Source organism: Xanthomonas sp. NCPPB 2864, from assembly GCF_056675615.1.
Map to the genome: position 1 here is coordinate 1 of NZ_JBWWVS010000004.1, position 15,620 is coordinate 15,620.

Annotated in this window: 14 protein-coding genes; 10 read left to right on the forward strand and 4 right to left on the reverse strand. The window is 65.3% G+C overall.

Annotated elements, in window-relative coordinates; all coding sequences use genetic code 11:
• Positions 1-425: 425 nt before the first annotated feature.
• Complete coding sequence (gene putA, locus AC1KVE_RS10545) at positions 426-3,626, reverse strand: bifunctional proline dehydrogenase/L-glutamate gamma-semialdehyde dehydrogenase PutA (RefSeq protein ID WP_481092059.1); 3,201 nt, start codon at positions 3,624-3,626, stop codon at positions 426-428.
• Between the two features lie 290 nt (positions 3,627-3,916).
• On the opposite strand from putA, the gene AC1KVE_RS10550 reads away from it, so the two are divergent.
• The 6 genes from AC1KVE_RS10550 to AC1KVE_RS10575 are packed head-to-tail and all read left to right on the forward strand — an operon-like array spanning position 3,917 to position 8,663.
• Positions 3,917-4,393 carry a DUF2244 domain-containing protein gene (locus AC1KVE_RS10550; protein ID WP_016902801.1) on the forward strand — a complete coding sequence of 159 codons (477 nt, stop codon included), beginning with the start codon at positions 3,917-3,919 and terminating at the stop codon, positions 4,391-4,393.
• Between the two features lie 16 nt (positions 4,394-4,409).
• On the forward strand, positions 4,410-5,360 hold the full coding sequence (gene coxB, locus AC1KVE_RS10555) for a cytochrome c oxidase subunit II (protein ID WP_024938844.1): 951 nt from the start codon (positions 4,410-4,412) through the stop codon (positions 5,358-5,360).
• A gap of 39 nt (positions 5,361-5,399) precedes the next feature.
• On the forward strand, positions 5,400-7,004 hold the full coding sequence (gene ctaD, locus AC1KVE_RS10560; protein WP_016902803.1) for a cytochrome c oxidase subunit I: 1,605 nt from the start codon (positions 5,400-5,402) through the stop codon (positions 7,002-7,004).
• Positions 6,985-7,155, forward strand: a complete 171-nt coding sequence (locus tag AC1KVE_RS10565; RefSeq protein ID WP_024938846.1) for a hypothetical protein — start codon at positions 6,985-6,987, stop codon at positions 7,153-7,155. Before ctaD ends, AC1KVE_RS10565 begins: the two co-directional genes overlap by 20 nt.
• The gene (locus AC1KVE_RS10570) at positions 7,152-7,748 is read left to right on the forward strand and encodes a cytochrome c oxidase assembly protein (protein WP_102257003.1); all 597 of its coding nucleotides are present in this window, start codon (positions 7,152-7,154) and stop codon (positions 7,746-7,748) included. The genes AC1KVE_RS10565 and AC1KVE_RS10570 overlap by 4 nt, the downstream gene beginning before the upstream one ends.
• Before the next feature lie 39 nt (positions 7,749-7,787).
• Positions 7,788-8,663, forward strand: a complete 876-nt coding sequence (locus AC1KVE_RS10575; RefSeq protein WP_016902806.1) for a cytochrome c oxidase subunit 3 — start codon at positions 7,788-7,790, stop codon at positions 8,661-8,663.
• Positions 8,664-8,760: 97 nt separating this feature from the next.
• Here the strand turns inward: AC1KVE_RS10575 and AC1KVE_RS10580 are convergent, their stop codons facing one another.
• The gene (locus tag AC1KVE_RS10580; protein WP_006449736.1) at positions 8,761-8,979 is read right to left on the reverse strand and encodes a twin transmembrane helix small protein; all 219 of its coding nucleotides are present in this window, start codon (positions 8,977-8,979) and stop codon (positions 8,761-8,763) included.
• A gap of 60 nt (positions 8,980-9,039) precedes the next feature.
• On the opposite strand from AC1KVE_RS10580, the gene AC1KVE_RS10585 reads away from it, so the two are divergent.
• The 4 genes from AC1KVE_RS10585 to cyoE are packed head-to-tail and all read left to right on the forward strand — an operon-like array spanning position 9,040 to position 12,441.
• The gene (locus AC1KVE_RS10585) at positions 9,040-9,765 is read left to right on the forward strand and encodes an SURF1 family protein (RefSeq protein WP_481092060.1); all 726 of its coding nucleotides are present in this window, start codon (positions 9,040-9,042) and stop codon (positions 9,763-9,765) included.
• Positions 9,766-9,792: 27 nt separating this feature from the next.
• The gene (locus AC1KVE_RS10590) at positions 9,793-10,368 is read left to right on the forward strand and encodes a hypothetical protein (protein ID WP_047129520.1); all 576 of its coding nucleotides are present in this window, start codon (positions 9,793-9,795) and stop codon (positions 10,366-10,368) included.
• 10 nt (positions 10,369-10,378) lie between these two features.
• A complete protein-coding gene (locus AC1KVE_RS10595; RefSeq protein ID WP_205392754.1) occupies positions 10,379-11,542 on the forward strand; it encodes a COX15/CtaA family protein in 1,164 nt (387 codons plus the stop codon).
• Between the two features lie 2 nt (positions 11,543-11,544).
• Positions 11,545-12,441 (forward strand): heme o synthase, encoded by an 897-nt coding sequence (gene cyoE / locus AC1KVE_RS10600; protein WP_016902810.1) that lies wholly within the window; start codon positions 11,545-11,547, stop codon positions 12,439-12,441.
• 201 nt (positions 12,442-12,642) lie between these two features.
• Here cyoE and AC1KVE_RS10605 read toward each other — a convergent pair whose 3' ends face one another.
• Both AC1KVE_RS10605 and AC1KVE_RS10610 read right to left on the reverse strand, forming a co-directional pair.
• Positions 12,643-14,223 (reverse strand): thioredoxin family protein, encoded by a 1,581-nt coding sequence (locus AC1KVE_RS10605; RefSeq protein WP_104609397.1) that lies wholly within the window; start codon positions 14,221-14,223, stop codon positions 12,643-12,645.
• A gap of 265 nt (positions 14,224-14,488) precedes the next feature.
• Complete coding sequence (locus tag AC1KVE_RS10610; protein ID WP_104593659.1) at positions 14,489-15,493, reverse strand: bile acid:sodium symporter family protein; 1,005 nt, start codon at positions 15,491-15,493, stop codon at positions 14,489-14,491.
• Positions 15,494-15,620 lie beyond the last annotated feature (127 nt).

Sequence of the window (15,620 nt, forward strand, 5' to 3'; positions counted from 1 at the left end):
TAAGACAACTGGCTAAAGCCAAGGCCAAAGCCAAAGCCGAAGCCGAAGCCAAAGCCGAAGCCGAGTAGCGCCACGGCACTCGGACACTTCAGGCGCATCCCTTGGAACCTTGCCACGCTGTGATCGGGGCCTCATCGACATGTAACGCAGTAGCTGACGCGTCGGTTCACGCAGGTCACTGACAGGGCCCAAGGTTGAGCTTCTTTCTTACCTCTGTCCCCTGATTTTCACGTCGATGCCGAGAGGTAGGTACTCGCAGCGATGCTGTTGTGTAGCAATGACCTACCGCTTACTTCTACGCAATGCAGATCTACGGGCACGGGACCTTGTGCGGACATCTGGGCACAACAAAAACCCCGCGATGCGGGGTTCTTGTTTTCCTCAGCAAGCCAAGAGAGATGGCCTGATAGTTGTGGGCCTGGCCCTCAGTCGCCCAGTGTCAGAAGCGAGGCGTTGCCGCCTGCGGCCGTCGTATTGACGGTGACGACCTTCTCGGTGGCAAAACGAAGCAGGTAATGCGGGCCGCCGGCTTTCGGGCCGGTACCTGACAGTCCCTGGCCGCCGAAGGGCTGTACGCCGACGACCGCACCGATCTGATTGCGGTTGACGTAGACATTGCCGACCGCAACACGCGTGGTGATGCGATCGATGGTCTCGTCGATGCGCGAGTGCACGCCCAGGGTCAGTCCGTAACCGGTGGCATTGATCTGATCGATGACGACGTCGAGTTGGTCGGCTTTCCAGCGGATGACATGCAGGACCGGCCCGAAAATTTCGCGCTGCAGCTGCGCGAGCGAGGCCAGCTCGTACGCACGCGGGGCGAAAAAGCTGCCGTTGGCAGTGGCGGGGTCCAGGGTGGTGGTGCCGATCGGGCGGGCTTCGCGATCCATGCGCTCCGCATGATCGTCGAGGATCTTGAGCGCATCTGCGTCGATGACGGGGCCAACATCGGTGGACAGCAGCGCAGGATCGCCGATCTTCAGCTCTCCCATTGCGCCGGCCAGCATGGTCATGACCTTGTCGGCGATGTCGTCCTGCACGAACAGCACGCGGGCCGCCGAGCAGCGTTGGCCGGCGGACATGAAGGCGCTGGAGATCGCGTCCTTGACGACGGCTTCCGGCAACGAGGACGAGTCGGCGATGAAGGCGTTCTGGCCACCGGTTTCGGCAATCAGCACGCCGATCGCGGCATCGCGAGACGCCAGGGTACGGTTGATGACGCGCGCGGTCTCCGTGGAGCCAGTGAAGGCGACGCCCGCCACGCGCGGATCATTGGTCAGCGCAGCGCCGACGGTGGCGCCGTCGCCCGGCAGGAACTGCACGACCGCTTCGGGGATACCCGCTTCGTGCAGCAGCTTCACTGCAGCGTAGCCGATCAAGTTGGTTTGCTCTGCAGGCTTGGCGATCACGCTGTTGCCGGCAGCCAATGCGGCGGCGACCTGGCCGAGGAAGATAGCGAGCGGGAAGTTCCAGGGGCTGATGCAGACGAAGACACCGCGGCCATGCAGCTGCAGTTCGTTGGATTCGCCGGTTGGCCCGGGCAGACGCTCGGGTGCGCCGAACTGCGCGCGTGCCTGGGCTGCGTAATAACGCAGGAAGTCGACCGCCTCACGCACTTCTGCCACGGCGTCGGGCAGGGTTTTGCCGGCCTCCTTGACGCAGATCGCCATGAATTCGGGCATGCGTGCTTCGAGCAGGTCGGCGGCATGCTCCAGGATGGTGGCGCGGCTGGCCGCAGGCGTGCGGTTCCAGGCCGGCTGCGCGGCAGCGGCGGTTGCCAGAGACGTCTGCACGGTGGCCGGATCGGCCGGCTGCCAGTGCCCAACCGTTTCGCGTCGGTCCGCCGGGTTGCGCACCGCCTCGCTCTGCGTGCTGATCACCGCGCCGGGCACTAGTGGGGTGGCCTTCCACGGCTTGATGGCGGCATTGAGTTGCTCGGCCAGCTGCCGCAGATCGTTGTCGTTGGCGAGATTGGCGCCCATGGAGTTTTTCCTGTGTTGGTTCTGGCTGCGCAACAGATCGGTGGGCAGCGGAATCTTGGGATGCGGAATGGAGCCGAACGAGGACACCGCTTCGACCGGATCGCGGATCAGGTCTTCGATGGCGACGTCCTCGTCGGTGATGCGATTGACGAAGCTGGAATTGGCGCCGTTCTCGAGCAGGCGACGCACCAGGTACGGCAGCAGATCCTCGTGCGAGCCGACCGGGGCGTACACGCGGCATGGCAGTCCCAGGCGATCGGCCGGAATCACTTCGGCATACAGGTCATCGCCCATGCCGTGCAGTTTCTGGTGTTCGTAATGCTTGGTCGTTGCGATTGCGCGTACCGCCGCGATGGTCTGCGCGTTGTGCGTGGCGAACATCGGATACAGCGCATCGCTGTGCGCGAACATGCGGCGCGCGCAGGCCAGATACGACACGTCGGTATTCTGCTTGCGGGTAAAGACCGGGTAGCCGGGGTGACCTTCGATCTGTGCGCGCTTGATCTCCGCGTCCCAGTACGCGCCCTTGACCAAACGCACCGGAATGCGACGGCCGACGCGGCGCGCCAGATCGGCGAGAAAATCGATCGTGTACGGCGTGCGCTTCTGATACGCCTGCACCGCCAGGCCATAGCCCTCCCATCCATCCAGCGACGGGTCGGAGAAGGTGGCCTCGATGATGTCCAGCGACAGTTCCAGACGGTCGGCTTCTTCGGCATCGACGGTGTAGCCGATGCCGTAGGACTTGGCCAGTTGCGCCAGCTCGAGCACGCCCGGCACCAGTTCGGCCATCACGCGTGCGCGCTTGGCATGCTCGTAGCGCGGATACAGCGCGGACAATTTGATCGAGATGCTGGGCGCCGCAAAGACATCGGTACCGACGAAGCTGCCGCTGCGGCCGATCGCGTGGATGGCATCGCGGTACGCCTGCAGATAGCGCTGCGCATCCTTCATGGTCAATGCGCCTTCGCCGAGCATGTCGAAGGAATAGCGGTAATCGGCGTTGTCGCCCTTGCGCGAACGCGACAGGGCCTCACCGATGGTGCGGCCCATGACGAACTGGTGGCCCATGATCTTCATCGCCTGGCGCACCGCCAGGCGAATCACCGGCTCGCCGACGCGGCCGATCAGGCGCTTGAACGCGCCGGGCACGTCGGCGCGGGTGAGGTCGTTGAGCTGCACCAGCTTGCCGGTGAGCATCAGGCCCCAGGTCGATGCGTTGACCAGCACCGAGTCGCTGCCGCCAACGTGTTTTTTCCAGTCCGCATCGCCGAGCTTGTCGCGGATCAGCTTGTCTGCGGTGTCCTGGTCGGGAATGCGCAACAGCGCTTCGGCCACGCACATCAGCAAGACGCCTTCTTCGCTGCCCAGGTCGTACTGGCGCATGAAGGCTTCGATCGCGCCCTGGTCCTGCGCACGTGCGCGGACGCGGGTGACCAGATCGGCGGCCACCGCCTGCACCTTGGCCTGTTCGGCGGCGGGCAGACGCGCCTGGTCGAGCAATTCGCGGACGTGCTCGGTTTCGTCCTTGAGCCAGGCGGCGGTGATCGCCGCACGCAATGCGCCGGGTGCGGCAGGCAGCTCGGGCGCCAGCAGCGGGCGCGCAACTGAGGGAGAGGCAAGCGGGTCGAGCTGAGCGTTCATGCGAAGGGTGCCTGGGAATCCTTGCTCATTCTAGAGAGCCGCAGCCCCTGCGCACTTGTGTGGAAGCGGCAACTTTTCCGCCGTTTTGTGCACGTGGCCGGCGCAGGCCCAAAACGGACTCGCTCCCTGCCGGCCGCAGCCGCGGGCATCGGCACATGCACCGGGAAGTGATTGATTTACGCGTGTTTTTAGCTGCACTGCAGCAATCGCATGATTGCCGGAAACGCTTGCCGCATGCGTTCGTGCGGGTCTACCATCGGGCCATTCCCGCAGTGCGCTGCGTGTTGCCAATGATCGAAGTACTGCCGTTGATGTCCGAAGGGGTCGGGACGCAGTTGCGGTTGCGGCCTCCGCGGGCATTGTCGGCCAGGCAATTCGTGCAGCTGTTCGCAGTGTTGGCGGGAACGATGTGGGTATTTGCGGGCCTGGGGTGGTGGACCGGCAATGCATTCGCGCCGGTGTTCGCCCTGTTGCACAGTGGTGTGGTGGCGCTGGCGCTACGGCAGTTGTGGCGAAGTGGCGAGCGCGAAGAAGCGATCCGGGTAGGGGAGACCGTTGTCGAGGTGTTTCCATCCGGACATGCGCCACCAGCGTTTCAGGCACATCCGCATTGGGTGCGGTTATGCATGGAACGCGACGACAGGGTGGTGCTGGTCAGCAGCGGCAAGCAGATCGAGATTGGAAGTTTTCTCGGGCCGGCCGAACGTGTGGAACTGGCAACTACGCTGAAACGCTTGCTCGCGGCCGCCAATGGCCGTCACCGATGACGTAAGGGTCTAGGCAATGACGCAACGCAGCAGCTGGAAGGCGACGTATCCGAAATTGGCTTTGGCGATGCTGGCGCTGTCGAGCGCCTCGGTTGCCTGGGCGCAATCGGCCGACCCGAAGGAATGGCAGCTCAACATGGGCCGCGGGGTCACCCAGACCGCGCGCATGGCCTACGAGGCGCACATGGTGGCGCTGTGGGTCTGCGTGGTGATCGGCGCGCTGGTGTTCGGTGCGATGGGCTATGCGATCTTCAAGTTCCGCAAGTCCAAGGGGGCGGTGGCCGCGCAATTCAGCCACAACACCACGGCAGAGGTGCTGTGGACGGTGATCCCGGTGCTGGTGCTGATTGCGATGGCCTGGCCGGCAACGGCCAAGCTGATTGCGATGTACGACACCCGCGAGTCGGAAATGACCGTCAAGGTCACCGGCTACCAGTGGATGTGGAAATACGAGTATCTGGGCCAGGGCGTGGAGTTCACCAGCCGGCTGGCGCGCGAATCCGATCGCATCCGCCAGAGTGGCGAGCGTCCGACCGCTGCATCGCAACCGCATTATCTGCTGGACGTGGACAATCGCCTGGTGCTGCCGGTGAACACCAAGATCCGTTTCGTGATCACCGCCGACGACGTAATCCATGCGTGGTGGGTGCCGGCGCTTGGCTGGAAGCAGGACGCGATCCCCGGCATCGTCAACGAGGCATGGACCAATATCGAGCAGCCGGGCGTGTATCGCGGGCAGTGCGCCGAGTTGTGCGGCAAGGATCATGGTTTCATGCCGATCGTGGTGGAAGCACTGCCCAAGGCCGAATTCCAGCGCTGGCTGGCGGCCCGTCGCAGTGCCAGCGCAGCGCCTGCCGCACCGGCCGGCACCCCGGCGCCGGCGTCCACACCTGCAGCACCGCCTGCCGGTGAGGCTGCTCCAGCCGCAGCGCCTGCTCCGACCGCCGCCCCGACCGCCGCTCTTTAATCGCCCGCAACCGCACCGCTTCGTAGAGGTCGTTCCGTCATGGCGCATACCGCAGTCGATCACCACGGACACCACCAGCCCGGTTTCGTCGAGCGCTGGTTTTTCTCGACCAATCACAAGGACATCGGCACGCTGTATCTGCTGTTTTCCTTCGTGATGTTCATCATCGGCGCGGCGATGAGCGTGGTGATCCGCGCTGAACTGATGCAGCCCGGGCTGCAGTTCGTCAAGCCGGAATTCTTCAACCAGATGACCACCGTGCATGCCCTGGTAATGATCTTCGGCGGGGTGATGCCGGCCTTCGTCGGCCTGGCCAACTGGATGATTCCGTTGCAGATCGGCGCGCCGGACATGGCGTTGCCGCGCATGAACAACTGGTCGTTCTGGTTGCTGCCGGTGGCGTTTACCTTGCTGCTGCTGACGCTGTTCCTGCCCGGCGGTGCGCCGGCCGGCGGCTGGACGCTATACCCGCCGCTGTCGCTGCAGGGCGGCTACAACGTGGCCTTCAGCGTGTTCGCGATCCATGTGGCCGGCGTCAGTTCGATCATGGGCGCGATCAACATCATCGCCACCGTGCTCAACATGCGCGCGCCGGGCATCGACCTGCTGAAGATGCCGATCTTCTGCTGGGCCTGGCTGATCACCGCCTTCCTGCTGATCGCGGTGATGCCGGTGCTGGCCGGCGCGGTGACCATGCTGCTGACCGACAAGTTCTTCGGCACCAGCTTCTTCAATGCGGCCGGCGGCGGCGACCCGGTGATGTACCAGCACATCTTCTGGTTCTTCGGGCATCCGGAGGTCTACATCATGATCCTGCCGGCGTTCGGCGTGGTCAGTGAGATCATCCCGACCTTCAGCCGCAAGCCGCTGTTCGGCTATCAGGCGATGGTCTATGCGATCGCGGCGATCGCGTTCCTGAGCTTCATCGTGTGGGCGCACCACATGTTCACCGTGGGCATGCCGCTGGGCGGCGAAATCTACTTCATGTTTGCCACGATGCTGATCTCCATCCCGACCGGGGTGAAGGTGTTCAACTGGGTCAGCACGATGTGGAAGGGCTCGCTGACGTTCGAATCGCCGATGCTGTGGGCGGTGGCGTTCGTGATTCTCTTCAGCATCGGTGGATTTTCGGGCCTGATGCTGGCAATCGTGCCGGCGGATTTCCAGTATCACGACACCTATTTTGTGGTCGCGCATTTCCATTATGTGCTGGTCACCGGTGCGGTCTTCGCGCTGATTGCGGCGGTGTACTACTGGTGGCCGAAGTGGACCGGGCGGATGTACAACGAGACCTGGGCCAAGTTCCATTTCTGGTGGACGATGGTGTTCGTCAATCTGCTGTTCTTCCCGCAGCATTTCCTTGGCCTGGCCGGCATGCCGCGGCGGATCCCCGATTACAACGTGGTGTTTGCCGACTGGAACCTGATCAGCTCGATCGGCGCGTTCGGCATGTTCGCCACGCCGTTCCTGATGGCCGGCATCCTGCTCGCCTCGCTGCGCAGCGGCGCCAAGGCCGACGCACGTGCCTGGGAAGGCGCCAAGGGACTGGAGTGGACGGTGCCGTCGCCGGCACCTGCGCATACCTTCACCGTGCCGCCGGTGATCAAGCCTGGAGATCTTGCGCATGAAGACATCGGTCACTGAGTCCGCGCCGCCGGCTGTGGCACGTCTGCTCTCCGCTGCCGAACGGCAGGCGCAACAGCGTCGTGCGGTGCGCCGCACGGCGATCACCGTCGGCATCATCGCGCTGCTGATCTATGCGGGTTTCATTGCGTCGGGAGTCATCGGGCGGTGAACGCGCGGGCGCCCGCACCTGCACCGACGGCCGGCCTGTTCAAGCTGCTGGGCGTGGTGTTGGGCGTGTTCGTGCTGACCTTTTCGCTGGTGCCGCTGTATCGCATCGCGTGCGAAAAAGTCTTCGGCATCCGCATGGAGCGTGTGCCGGGCAGTACGCGCGGCAATGCCGCCGCGAGTGCAGGGGCTGGCAAACGCACGGTGCGGGTGGAGTTCGATGCCGGGGTCAATTCCAAACTGCCGTGGACCTTTCATCCCGAGCAGATGACGATGGATGTGGTGCCGGGCGAACTCAACGAGGCGCTGTACTTCGCACGCAACGACAGTGCGCGGGCAGTGGTCGGCAGTGCGGTGCCATCGGTCGCACCGGCGCGGGCATCCGGATACTTCAACAAGACCGAATGCTTCTGTTTTACCGCGCAGACCTTGCAGGCCGGCGAAACGCGCGACATGCCGCTGCGTTTCATTGTCGACCCGGCGCTGCCGCCGGAAGTCACCACGATCACCCTGTCCTACACGTTCTATCGCAACGACACTCTGACCTCGGAGTTGCAGGGCGGTGGCGCATCCAGCGCGCCGCGCGCGGCGCCTTGATCCTTCATCCACACGCAGCACCGACACGGAAGCAACGCCATGGCCGACCATAGTCCCAACGCCGATGCGTATTTCGTCCCGAGCCAGAGCAAATGGCCCTTTGTCGGGTCGATTGCGATGTTCGTGATGATGATCGGCGTGGCCAGCTGGCTCAACGATGCGGCATGGGGGCGCTGGACGTTCTTCGTCGGCATGGCGATGTTGCTGGCGACCTTGTTCATGTGGTTTGGCGATGTCATCCGCGAATCCAACGCCGGGCACTACAACCGCCAGGTGGACGGCTCCTTCCGCATGGGGATGGTGTGGTTCATCTTTTCCGAGGTGATGTTCTTCTGCGCCTTCTTCGGCGCGTTGTTCTACACGCGTGTGCTGACGCTGCCCTGGCTGGGCGGCGAAGGCGATGGCGTGATGACCAACGAACTGCTGTGGAACGGCTATTCCGCTGCATGGCCGACCAATGGCCCCGGCACGATCGGTGGGCAGTTCCAGACCATCCCGGCCTGGGGCCTGCCGCTGATCAATACGCTGATCCTGCTCAGCTCCGGCGTGACCTTGACCATTGCGCACCACGCGCTCAAGGGCGGCCGTCGCGGCGCGCTATTGCTGTGGCTGGGCCTGACCGTGCTGCTGGGTTGCGTGTTCCTGTTCCTGCAGGCCGAGGAATACATCCACGCCTACACCGAGCTCAATCTGACGCTGGGATCGGGCATCTACGGATCGACCTTCTTCATGCTCACCGGCTTCCACGGCATGCACGTGCTGCTGGGCACGATCATGCTGGCGGTGATGTGGCTGCGGGTGGCGCGCGGGCACTTCACCCGCGACAACCACTTCGCCTTCGAAGCGGCGGCCTGGTACTGGCACTTCGTCGACGTGGTGTGGCTGGCGTTGTTCCTGTTCGTGTATGTACTTTGAGGGCGGGGATTGGGGATTGGGGAGTCGGGATTGGGGATTCGCAAGAGCGATCTGCGTTTGCTGTTACCAATCCCCAATCCCCAATCCATCGGCCGCGTCAGCGGCCGAGCCCATGCGGCTTGATCCAGCCGGTGTAGATGCCGAGGATCACGACGGCGATCAGTGCGACCGATAGACCAATGCGCCAGGTCAGTGCGTTGACGGTGCGCTTGGTTTCGCCACGGTCGGTGAGCAGGTAATACAGGCCCGCACCCAGGTTCCACAGGATCACGATCAGGAAGGCGACAATCAGCAACGTCTTGAGCGAATCGTTCACAACAGCCCCGGTGGTCGTCGGCGTGGTAACGGCATTGCACGCCTTTTTGCGTCGCTTGTCATGATGCGCAAGCACACGGCGGTGTTGGGATGGGGGCTGGCCGTGCTGGTCAGTGCGGGGTTTGCAGCGCTGGGTCAGTGGCAGCTGCAGCGCATGCACGACAAACAGGCGTTGCTGGAACGCGCGGCGCATGTGCGGCAGACGCCGTTGACCCTGGTGCAGGCCCTGGCCACGCCGCATGCGCTGGCCTGGGTGAGCGGAGAGGTGCGGTTCCTGCCGCAGCAGGTGCTGCTGGACAACCAGCTGCATGCCGGGCGCGCCGGTGTGCGGATCTATCAACTTGCCGCGCCGCAAGGCAGCCCGGTCACGCTGCTGGTCGATCTGGGCTGGCTGCCGTTGCCGGCCAATCGGCAGCTGCCGACAATCGCGCCACTGAAGGGGAGCCAGGCAGTGCAGGGATTGCTGAGTGCGCCGCCCTCGGCCGGACTCGCAATGGGGCCAGCGTTGGCCGCCGGCAATGCGCCGCAGACCTGGCTGGCCACGCGCCTGGATACCAGCGCCCTGCGCAGCACGTTGGGCAGGCGCGACATTTCGTCGCAGGTCCTGCGCCTGGATCCAGCCCTACCGGTCGGGTATGCACGCGACCTGGAGATGCTGCCGAACACGCTGCCACCCGCGCGGCACTTGGGTTATGCGGTGCAATGGTTCGGTCTGGCCGCGGCCGTGCTGGTCACCGCGACGCTGCTGAGCTGGCGTGCGCGTCGCCGCCGTCAACGCGGGCACTGACGCCTGCGGCATGAGAAAATCGCCGGCATGACCTCCTCCACATCGGCCACGCCGCATTCGGTCAAACGCGGCCGCAGGATGCTGATTGCCCTGGCGGTGCTGTTCTTCGGCTCGATGTTGCTGGCCGGCGTGCTGCGCTTCTCCGGATGGCAGCCGGCATCGATGCGCAATCACGGCGAACTGCTCAAGCCGCCCGCCGACCTGCGCGGGTTGGTGCCGGTGCGCGCGGACGGGCAGCCGTATGCCTGGACGCCTGCCGAACGTGTGTGGCGGATTGCGCTCGCACCGCCTGCCAGCTGCACGCAGCAGTGCGTGATGTTGGCGGCCGAACTGGACAAGGTGTGGCAGCTGCTCGGCCATCGCGCCGACAAGGTGGAGGTGTTGTGGATCGGCGCCCCGCCGGCCGGTCTGCCGCCGATGCCGGCCCTGCGTGTGCTGCGCGATGACGCGCGGCTGCGGCAGGGCCTGCCGCGTGCCAACGATGCCGCCGGCGTGCCGGTGTATGTAATCGACCCGAATGGCTTCGTGATCCTGCGGTACGCCCCGGGGTTCGACCCGGCCGGCCTGCGTGCCGATCTGGTCAAGCTGCTGAAACTGATGTGAGCCCGTTTCGATGAATCTGTTTGCGCCACCGGCATTGTTCCGCCACTTCCATCGCATGGCCTGGCTGGCTGCGTTGTTCACTGCGAGCACGATCCTGTTCGGGTCGTTCGTGCGCCTGTCCGATGCCGGCATGAGCTGCCCGGACTGGCCGACCTGCTACGGCCGCGTCACCTGGCCGCAGACCAGCGACGAAGCCAATACGCATGTGGCCAGCAAGATCCGGCCGCTGGAATCGCACAAGGCCTGGCGCGAGCAGGTGCACCGCTTCCTGGCCGGCGCGCTCGGGGTGGAGGTGCTGGTGCTGTCGTTGCTGGCGGTGCGCCGCCGCCGCATGGGCATCGCCCAGGTGGTTTCTGCTGCGTTGCTGGTGGCCTTGTCGATTCCGCTGTACATGTCCGGCTGGCACGCACTGGCGTTCGGCGTGGCGATTGCCGGCGAGGCCATCCTGCTGCTGGCGGCGCTACGCTGGAGCAATATCGACCTGGCGCGTGCGGCGGTGCTGACGCTGGCGGTGGTGATCTTCCAGGCGCTGCTGGGCATGTGGACGGTGACGCTGCTGCTCAAACCCATCGTGGTGATGGGCCATCTGCTCGGCGGCATGCTGATGTTCTCGCTGCTGGTGTGGATGGCCTGGCGCGCGACCCATCTGCCGATCACGCTGGCCGATGCCTCGCGGCTCAAGTGGCTGCTGCGTGCGGGTGTGGCGGTGCTGGGCCTGCAGATTGCCCTCGGCGGCTGGGTCAGTGCCAATTACGCGGCGCTGGCCTGTGGCGGCGGTAGCTGGTCGGCCGACAATTTCCCGCGCTGCGTCAGTCAGTGGTGGCCGCCGCATGACTTCCGCGAAGGCTTCACGCTGTGGCGCGGGATCGGGGTGGATTACGAAGGCGGTGTGCTCGATGGCGCAGCGCGTATTGCCATCCAGATGGCGCACCGGTTGTGGGCAATTGCGACGGCGCTGTATCTGTGGTGGCTGGCCTGGCGCCTGTCGCGTTCGCCGGGCATGCGGGTGTGGGCCGGTGCGCTGGCGGTGCTGGTGGCGGTGCAGGTGACGCTGGGCATGCTCAACGTCAAGCTGGCGTTGCCGCTGGAAGTGTCGGTGCTGCATAACGGCGGCGCGGTCGCATTGTTGTTCGTGCTGGTCTCGCTGCTGGCGCGGCTGCGCGCGCCGGAGTGAGCATGGCTGTCAGCGCACGCGATTACTGGGATCTGACCAAACCCAAGGTGGTGGCACTGATCGTGTTCACCGCCCTGGTGGGCATGTTCCTGGCCATCCCCGATGTGCCGACGTGGGTGCAGGTGCGCACCGGTGCGTTGGGCTTTCTGGGCATCTGGCTGGCGGCGTCGGCGGCGGCAGCGATCAATCAGTTGCTGGACGCCAAGATCGACGCGCAGATGGCGCGGACCTCGTGGCGCCCGCTGGTGGTGGGCAAGGTGCGGCCGTGGCAGGTACTGCTGTTTGCGGGCGTGTTGATCGTGATCTCCATGACCATCCTGGTGGTCTGGGTGAATGTGATCACCGCGGTGCTGACGTTTGCGTCGCTGATCGGTTACGCGGTGATCTACACCGTGTACCTGAAGCGTGCGACCTCGCAGAACATCGTGATCGGCGGCCTGGCCGGCGCCACGCCGCCGATGCTGGGCTGGGCCGCAGTGACCGGCTTGCCGACCAGTGCCGACTGGATCAACGCCTCGCTGCTGGTGCTGATCATCTTCATCTGGACGCCGCCGCATTTCTGGGCGCTGGCGATCTTCCGCCGTGCCGATTACGCCAAGGCGGCGATCCCGATGCTGCCGGTCACCCATGGCGTGCCGCATACGCGCAAGCAGATCCTGGTGTACACGGTGCTGCTGGCGATCGTGACCCTGCTGCCGGTGGCGGTGGGCATGAGCGGGCTGTTCTACCTGGGCGGCGCGGTGGTGCTCAACGTGGTGTTCCTCTGGTACGCCTGGCGCATGCTCGACCCGCCGGACGAGCTGTTCTCGATGAAGATGTTCGGTTACTCCATCGTCTACCTGATGGCGCTGTTCGCGTTTCTGATGGTGGACCACCTGCTGTTGCCGTGGGTGCGCTAGCGGCAGCGAATGCCCGCTGCTGCCATCAAGGCGATCGATAGAGCTGCGACTGATGCAGCCGTCAGGCGGATGCGGCCGGTGGCTGGAACCGGCTCATATCGCTCTTACACGTCAGTTGTGCGCGCCGTTCGGCATGGGGCGCGCAATCGCTACTTAGCGGACTCAAATTCGTGGCGTAGCTGGCTGCTCGCTCACGCCAGCTCAGCTCAGCCAGCTGGCGCACTCGCTGGTGTTCTTGCTGTCACAGCTGCTCTGCATCTTCTGCTGCAGGCGCGTCAGCACCGCATTGCCTTCCTGGCGATGCTGCTTGCTCCAGGTCTTCAACGTGGCGCCCAGCGTGGCGAAGCGCTGCCGGGTGCGTTGGCGGTAGCCATCGGGCTGCCCGGCCAGCTCGCCGATCACCTGCGTGGCAGCGGCCTCGATGCCGGCGGTGTCGTCCGGGCTGAGTCGGATCAGGCCATCCACGTACATCACGCCCCATTGCACGCGAGTGGCCGGTCCCTGCGCGCTTTCGTAAGCCTTCCTCAGCCAGGACAGCGCGGTCTTCTTATCGCCGCGTTGTTCGGCCAGATCGGCCAGTTCGGGCATGTAGTAGTAAGGCGTCTTGCTGCGCGTCAATTCGGCCAGCAGCAACTGTTCGGCGCCGCTGCGGTCGCCGACCTCGCCGAGCAGTGCCGCGGCGGTGCTGATGGTGGATTGGCGCTCCTCATCGGTCCTGGCGGTGTCGGTCGCCCATTGCACGCGTTGCTGCACGGTGTCGACCACGGTCTTGGGCAACGGCGGTTGCGTGCCCTTGGCCTCGGTTTCGGTGGGCTGGCCTTGTGCCAGGCGTGCCAGCTGGATGCGGGCGTACGCGGTGCCGAGCCGGTCGGCGATCGGCAGTGCGGTGTCGGCGTAGACCTTGTCCAATGCCAGATTCAGCGCATTGGACAAGGCAGCGCGCTCACCGGCATCGCTGCTGGCAGCGGCGACCAGCCGTGCAGGCATGTAGCTCAGCGTGCCGAGATTGGCGCGCACCTCTGCCGGATCGGCCAGCACCGCTTCCAGCAACGTGCGTGACGCCGCGCTGGCGGCAGGCGGCTCCTTGGCTGCGGTAATCGCCGCCAGGGCGAAGCTGCGTTGCAGGGCCGGCTGTGGCGCCGACCTGGACAGGCGCGTGAGCACATCCACGGCCTGCTCTGGCTTGACCAGCCGATCGTCGGTGCCCCAGGCATAGTTGCCGAGCACGGCCCAGTCGTCCGCGCTGAGCTGCTGCGGGGTCTGCAATGCGGTGTCGAGCAGTTGCCTGGCGGTACTGGTGCTCTTGGCCGCGACCCGCAGCACATCGGCCAGACGCGCGTTGTCGGCATCGCCGGCCAGGCGGGTGATCTCGCTGCGATCCGGGCGCAGCACGATGATGGTGGGGTAGCCCTTGATGCCGAAGCGCTCGCCCCAGGCCTGCGCGCCCTCCGAATCGCCGTCCAGATGCACCGCCACGAATTGCTGGGTGCGGGCGATGAAGGTCGGGTCCTTGAACAAGGTGGCCTTCAGGCGATTGCAGGGCGGGCACCAGGCCGCACCCCAGTACAGCAGGATCGGCTTGCCGCTTTCCCTGGCCTCGGCGAAGGCATCTTCGACATCGCCCTCGCGCCAGGCGATGCTGGACGCAGGCGCCGGCGTGGCGGCCGCCTTGGTCTGTGTCGGGGCTGGCGGCGTGGCGGGCTTGTTGCAGGCAGTGAGCGTGGCCAGCACCGCCAGCAGCGCGATCAGGGACGGGGCAGGGCGTCGGAACGATAGCGTCATGGCAATCACCGATGGGGGCGGCAGCAAGGTGGATCGAACACTCTAGCGAGCGGCACTGTGCCAGCGTCGGAGTGCGTCATAACCGTTGTATATCTGCTTACAACCGGCACCGGCACGCAACGCGAACCGGTGTCGCGCCGGGCGTAGCGGGCCGGCGATGGCGCGCAGGCAACGCACCGGCGGCAAGCAGGCCTTTGCAGCGCGCACAGCGTGGGCTGTGCTGGGTGTCATCGATCAGACCACTGCCGTGCAGTGGCCGTTACCTTCAATGACCACCGGGAGTGACCTGCGGCTCGCCCGGCGCGGTGCGCGCATAACGCGCGGCCACGAATGCACAGACGATCAGCTGCAGCTGGTGATACAGCATGATCGGCAACACGATCGCGCCCAGGCCACCGCCGGCGAACATCACCTTGGCCATCGGCACGCCGGTGGCCAGGCTCTTCTTGGAGCCGCAGAACACGATCGCGATCTCGTCGGCGCGGTTGAAGCGCAGGCGCCGCGCGATGAAGGTGATCGAGAGCATCGCCACTGTCAGCAACAGCGCGGCCGCGCCGAGCACCGCGAGCAAGGCCGGCAACGGCGTCTTCTGCCACAGGCCTTCGTTCACCGATGCGCTGAAGGCGGTGTAGACCACCAGCAGGATGGTGCCCTGGTCGGTGTAACGCAGCACCGCGCGATGCCGTTCGACCCAGCCGCCGATCCACGGGCGCATGAAATGGCCAGCCAGGAACGGCACCAGCAACTGCAGCAGAATCTTGCCGATCGCTTCGGCCGGGTGCGCCATCGCGCCCTGGCTGCCGACCAGGGCGCCCATCAGCAACGGCGTGAAAAACACCCCCAGCAGGCTAGAAAGCGAGGCGGCACACACGGCTGCCGGCACGTTGCCGCGCGCCATCGAGGTGAAGGCGATCGACGATTGCACCGTGGATGGCAGCGCGCACAGGAACAGCACGCCGATATACAGCTCCGGTGTCAGCGCAAGATGCGCGAGCGGTTTGAACAACAGCCCGAGCAGCGGGAACAGCACGAAGGTGCAGGCCAGGATCACCAGATGCAGGCGCCAATGCAGCGCGCCCGCCTTGACCGCCTCGCGCGACAGGCGCGCGCCGTGCAGGAAGAACAGCGCGGCGATCGCCACGTCGGTGACATCGTCCATGACCGCCGCGGCGGTGCCGGAGACCGGCAGGAACGAGGCGAGCGTGACCGTGCACAGCAGCGCGAGGGTGAATGGATCAATGCGCAACCGCGCCAGCCAGTGTTTGATCATCGTGCGTATTCAGGGGGAGGGCTGTCTGCAGAGTGCCATTGTAGAGGCCAGCGTGCACCGTGCGAGTCGGCCGCGCAGCGCAGGCCGGGGACGCATGCGTGCTCGCACCGGCTCCGGCAGCAGCGTG

Excerpts from the sequence above, each read along its gene's own strand:
- AC1KVE_RS10550 (WP_016902801.1), top strand. The coding sequence starts at position 3,917 with ATGATCGAAGTACTGCCGTTGATGTCCGAAGGGGTCGGGACGCAGTTG.
- AC1KVE_RS10595 (WP_205392754.1), top strand. The coding sequence starts at position 10,379 with ATGAATCTGTTTGCGCCACCGGCATTGTTCCGCCACTTCCATCGCATG.
- putA (WP_481092059.1), bottom strand. The coding sequence starts at position 3,626 with ATGAACGCTCAGCTCGACCCGCTTGCCTCTCCCTCAGTTGCGCGCCCG.
- cyoE (WP_016902810.1), top strand. The coding sequence starts at position 11,545 with ATGGCTGTCAGCGCACGCGATTACTGGGATCTGACCAAACCCAAGGTG.
- AC1KVE_RS10585 (WP_481092060.1), top strand. The coding sequence starts at position 9,040 with ATGATGCGCAAGCACACGGCGGTGTTGGGATGGGGGCTGGCCGTGCTG.
- AC1KVE_RS10590 (WP_047129520.1), top strand. The coding sequence starts at position 9,793 with ATGACCTCCTCCACATCGGCCACGCCGCATTCGGTCAAACGCGGCCGC.
- AC1KVE_RS10605 (WP_104609397.1), bottom strand. The coding sequence starts at position 14,223 with ATGACGCTATCGTTCCGACGCCCTGCCCCGTCCCTGATCGCGCTGCTG.
- coxB (WP_024938844.1), top strand. The coding sequence starts at position 4,410 with ATGACGCAACGCAGCAGCTGGAAGGCGACGTATCCGAAATTGGCTTTG.
- ctaD (WP_016902803.1), top strand. The coding sequence starts at position 5,400 with ATGGCGCATACCGCAGTCGATCACCACGGACACCACCAGCCCGGTTTC.
- AC1KVE_RS10610 (WP_104593659.1), bottom strand. The coding sequence starts at position 15,493 with ATGATCAAACACTGGCTGGCGCGGTTGCGCATTGATCCATTCACCCTC.
- AC1KVE_RS10565 (WP_024938846.1), top strand. The coding sequence starts at position 6,985 with ATGAAGACATCGGTCACTGAGTCCGCGCCGCCGGCTGTGGCACGTCTG.
- AC1KVE_RS10575 (WP_016902806.1), top strand. The coding sequence starts at position 7,788 with ATGGCCGACCATAGTCCCAACGCCGATGCGTATTTCGTCCCGAGCCAG.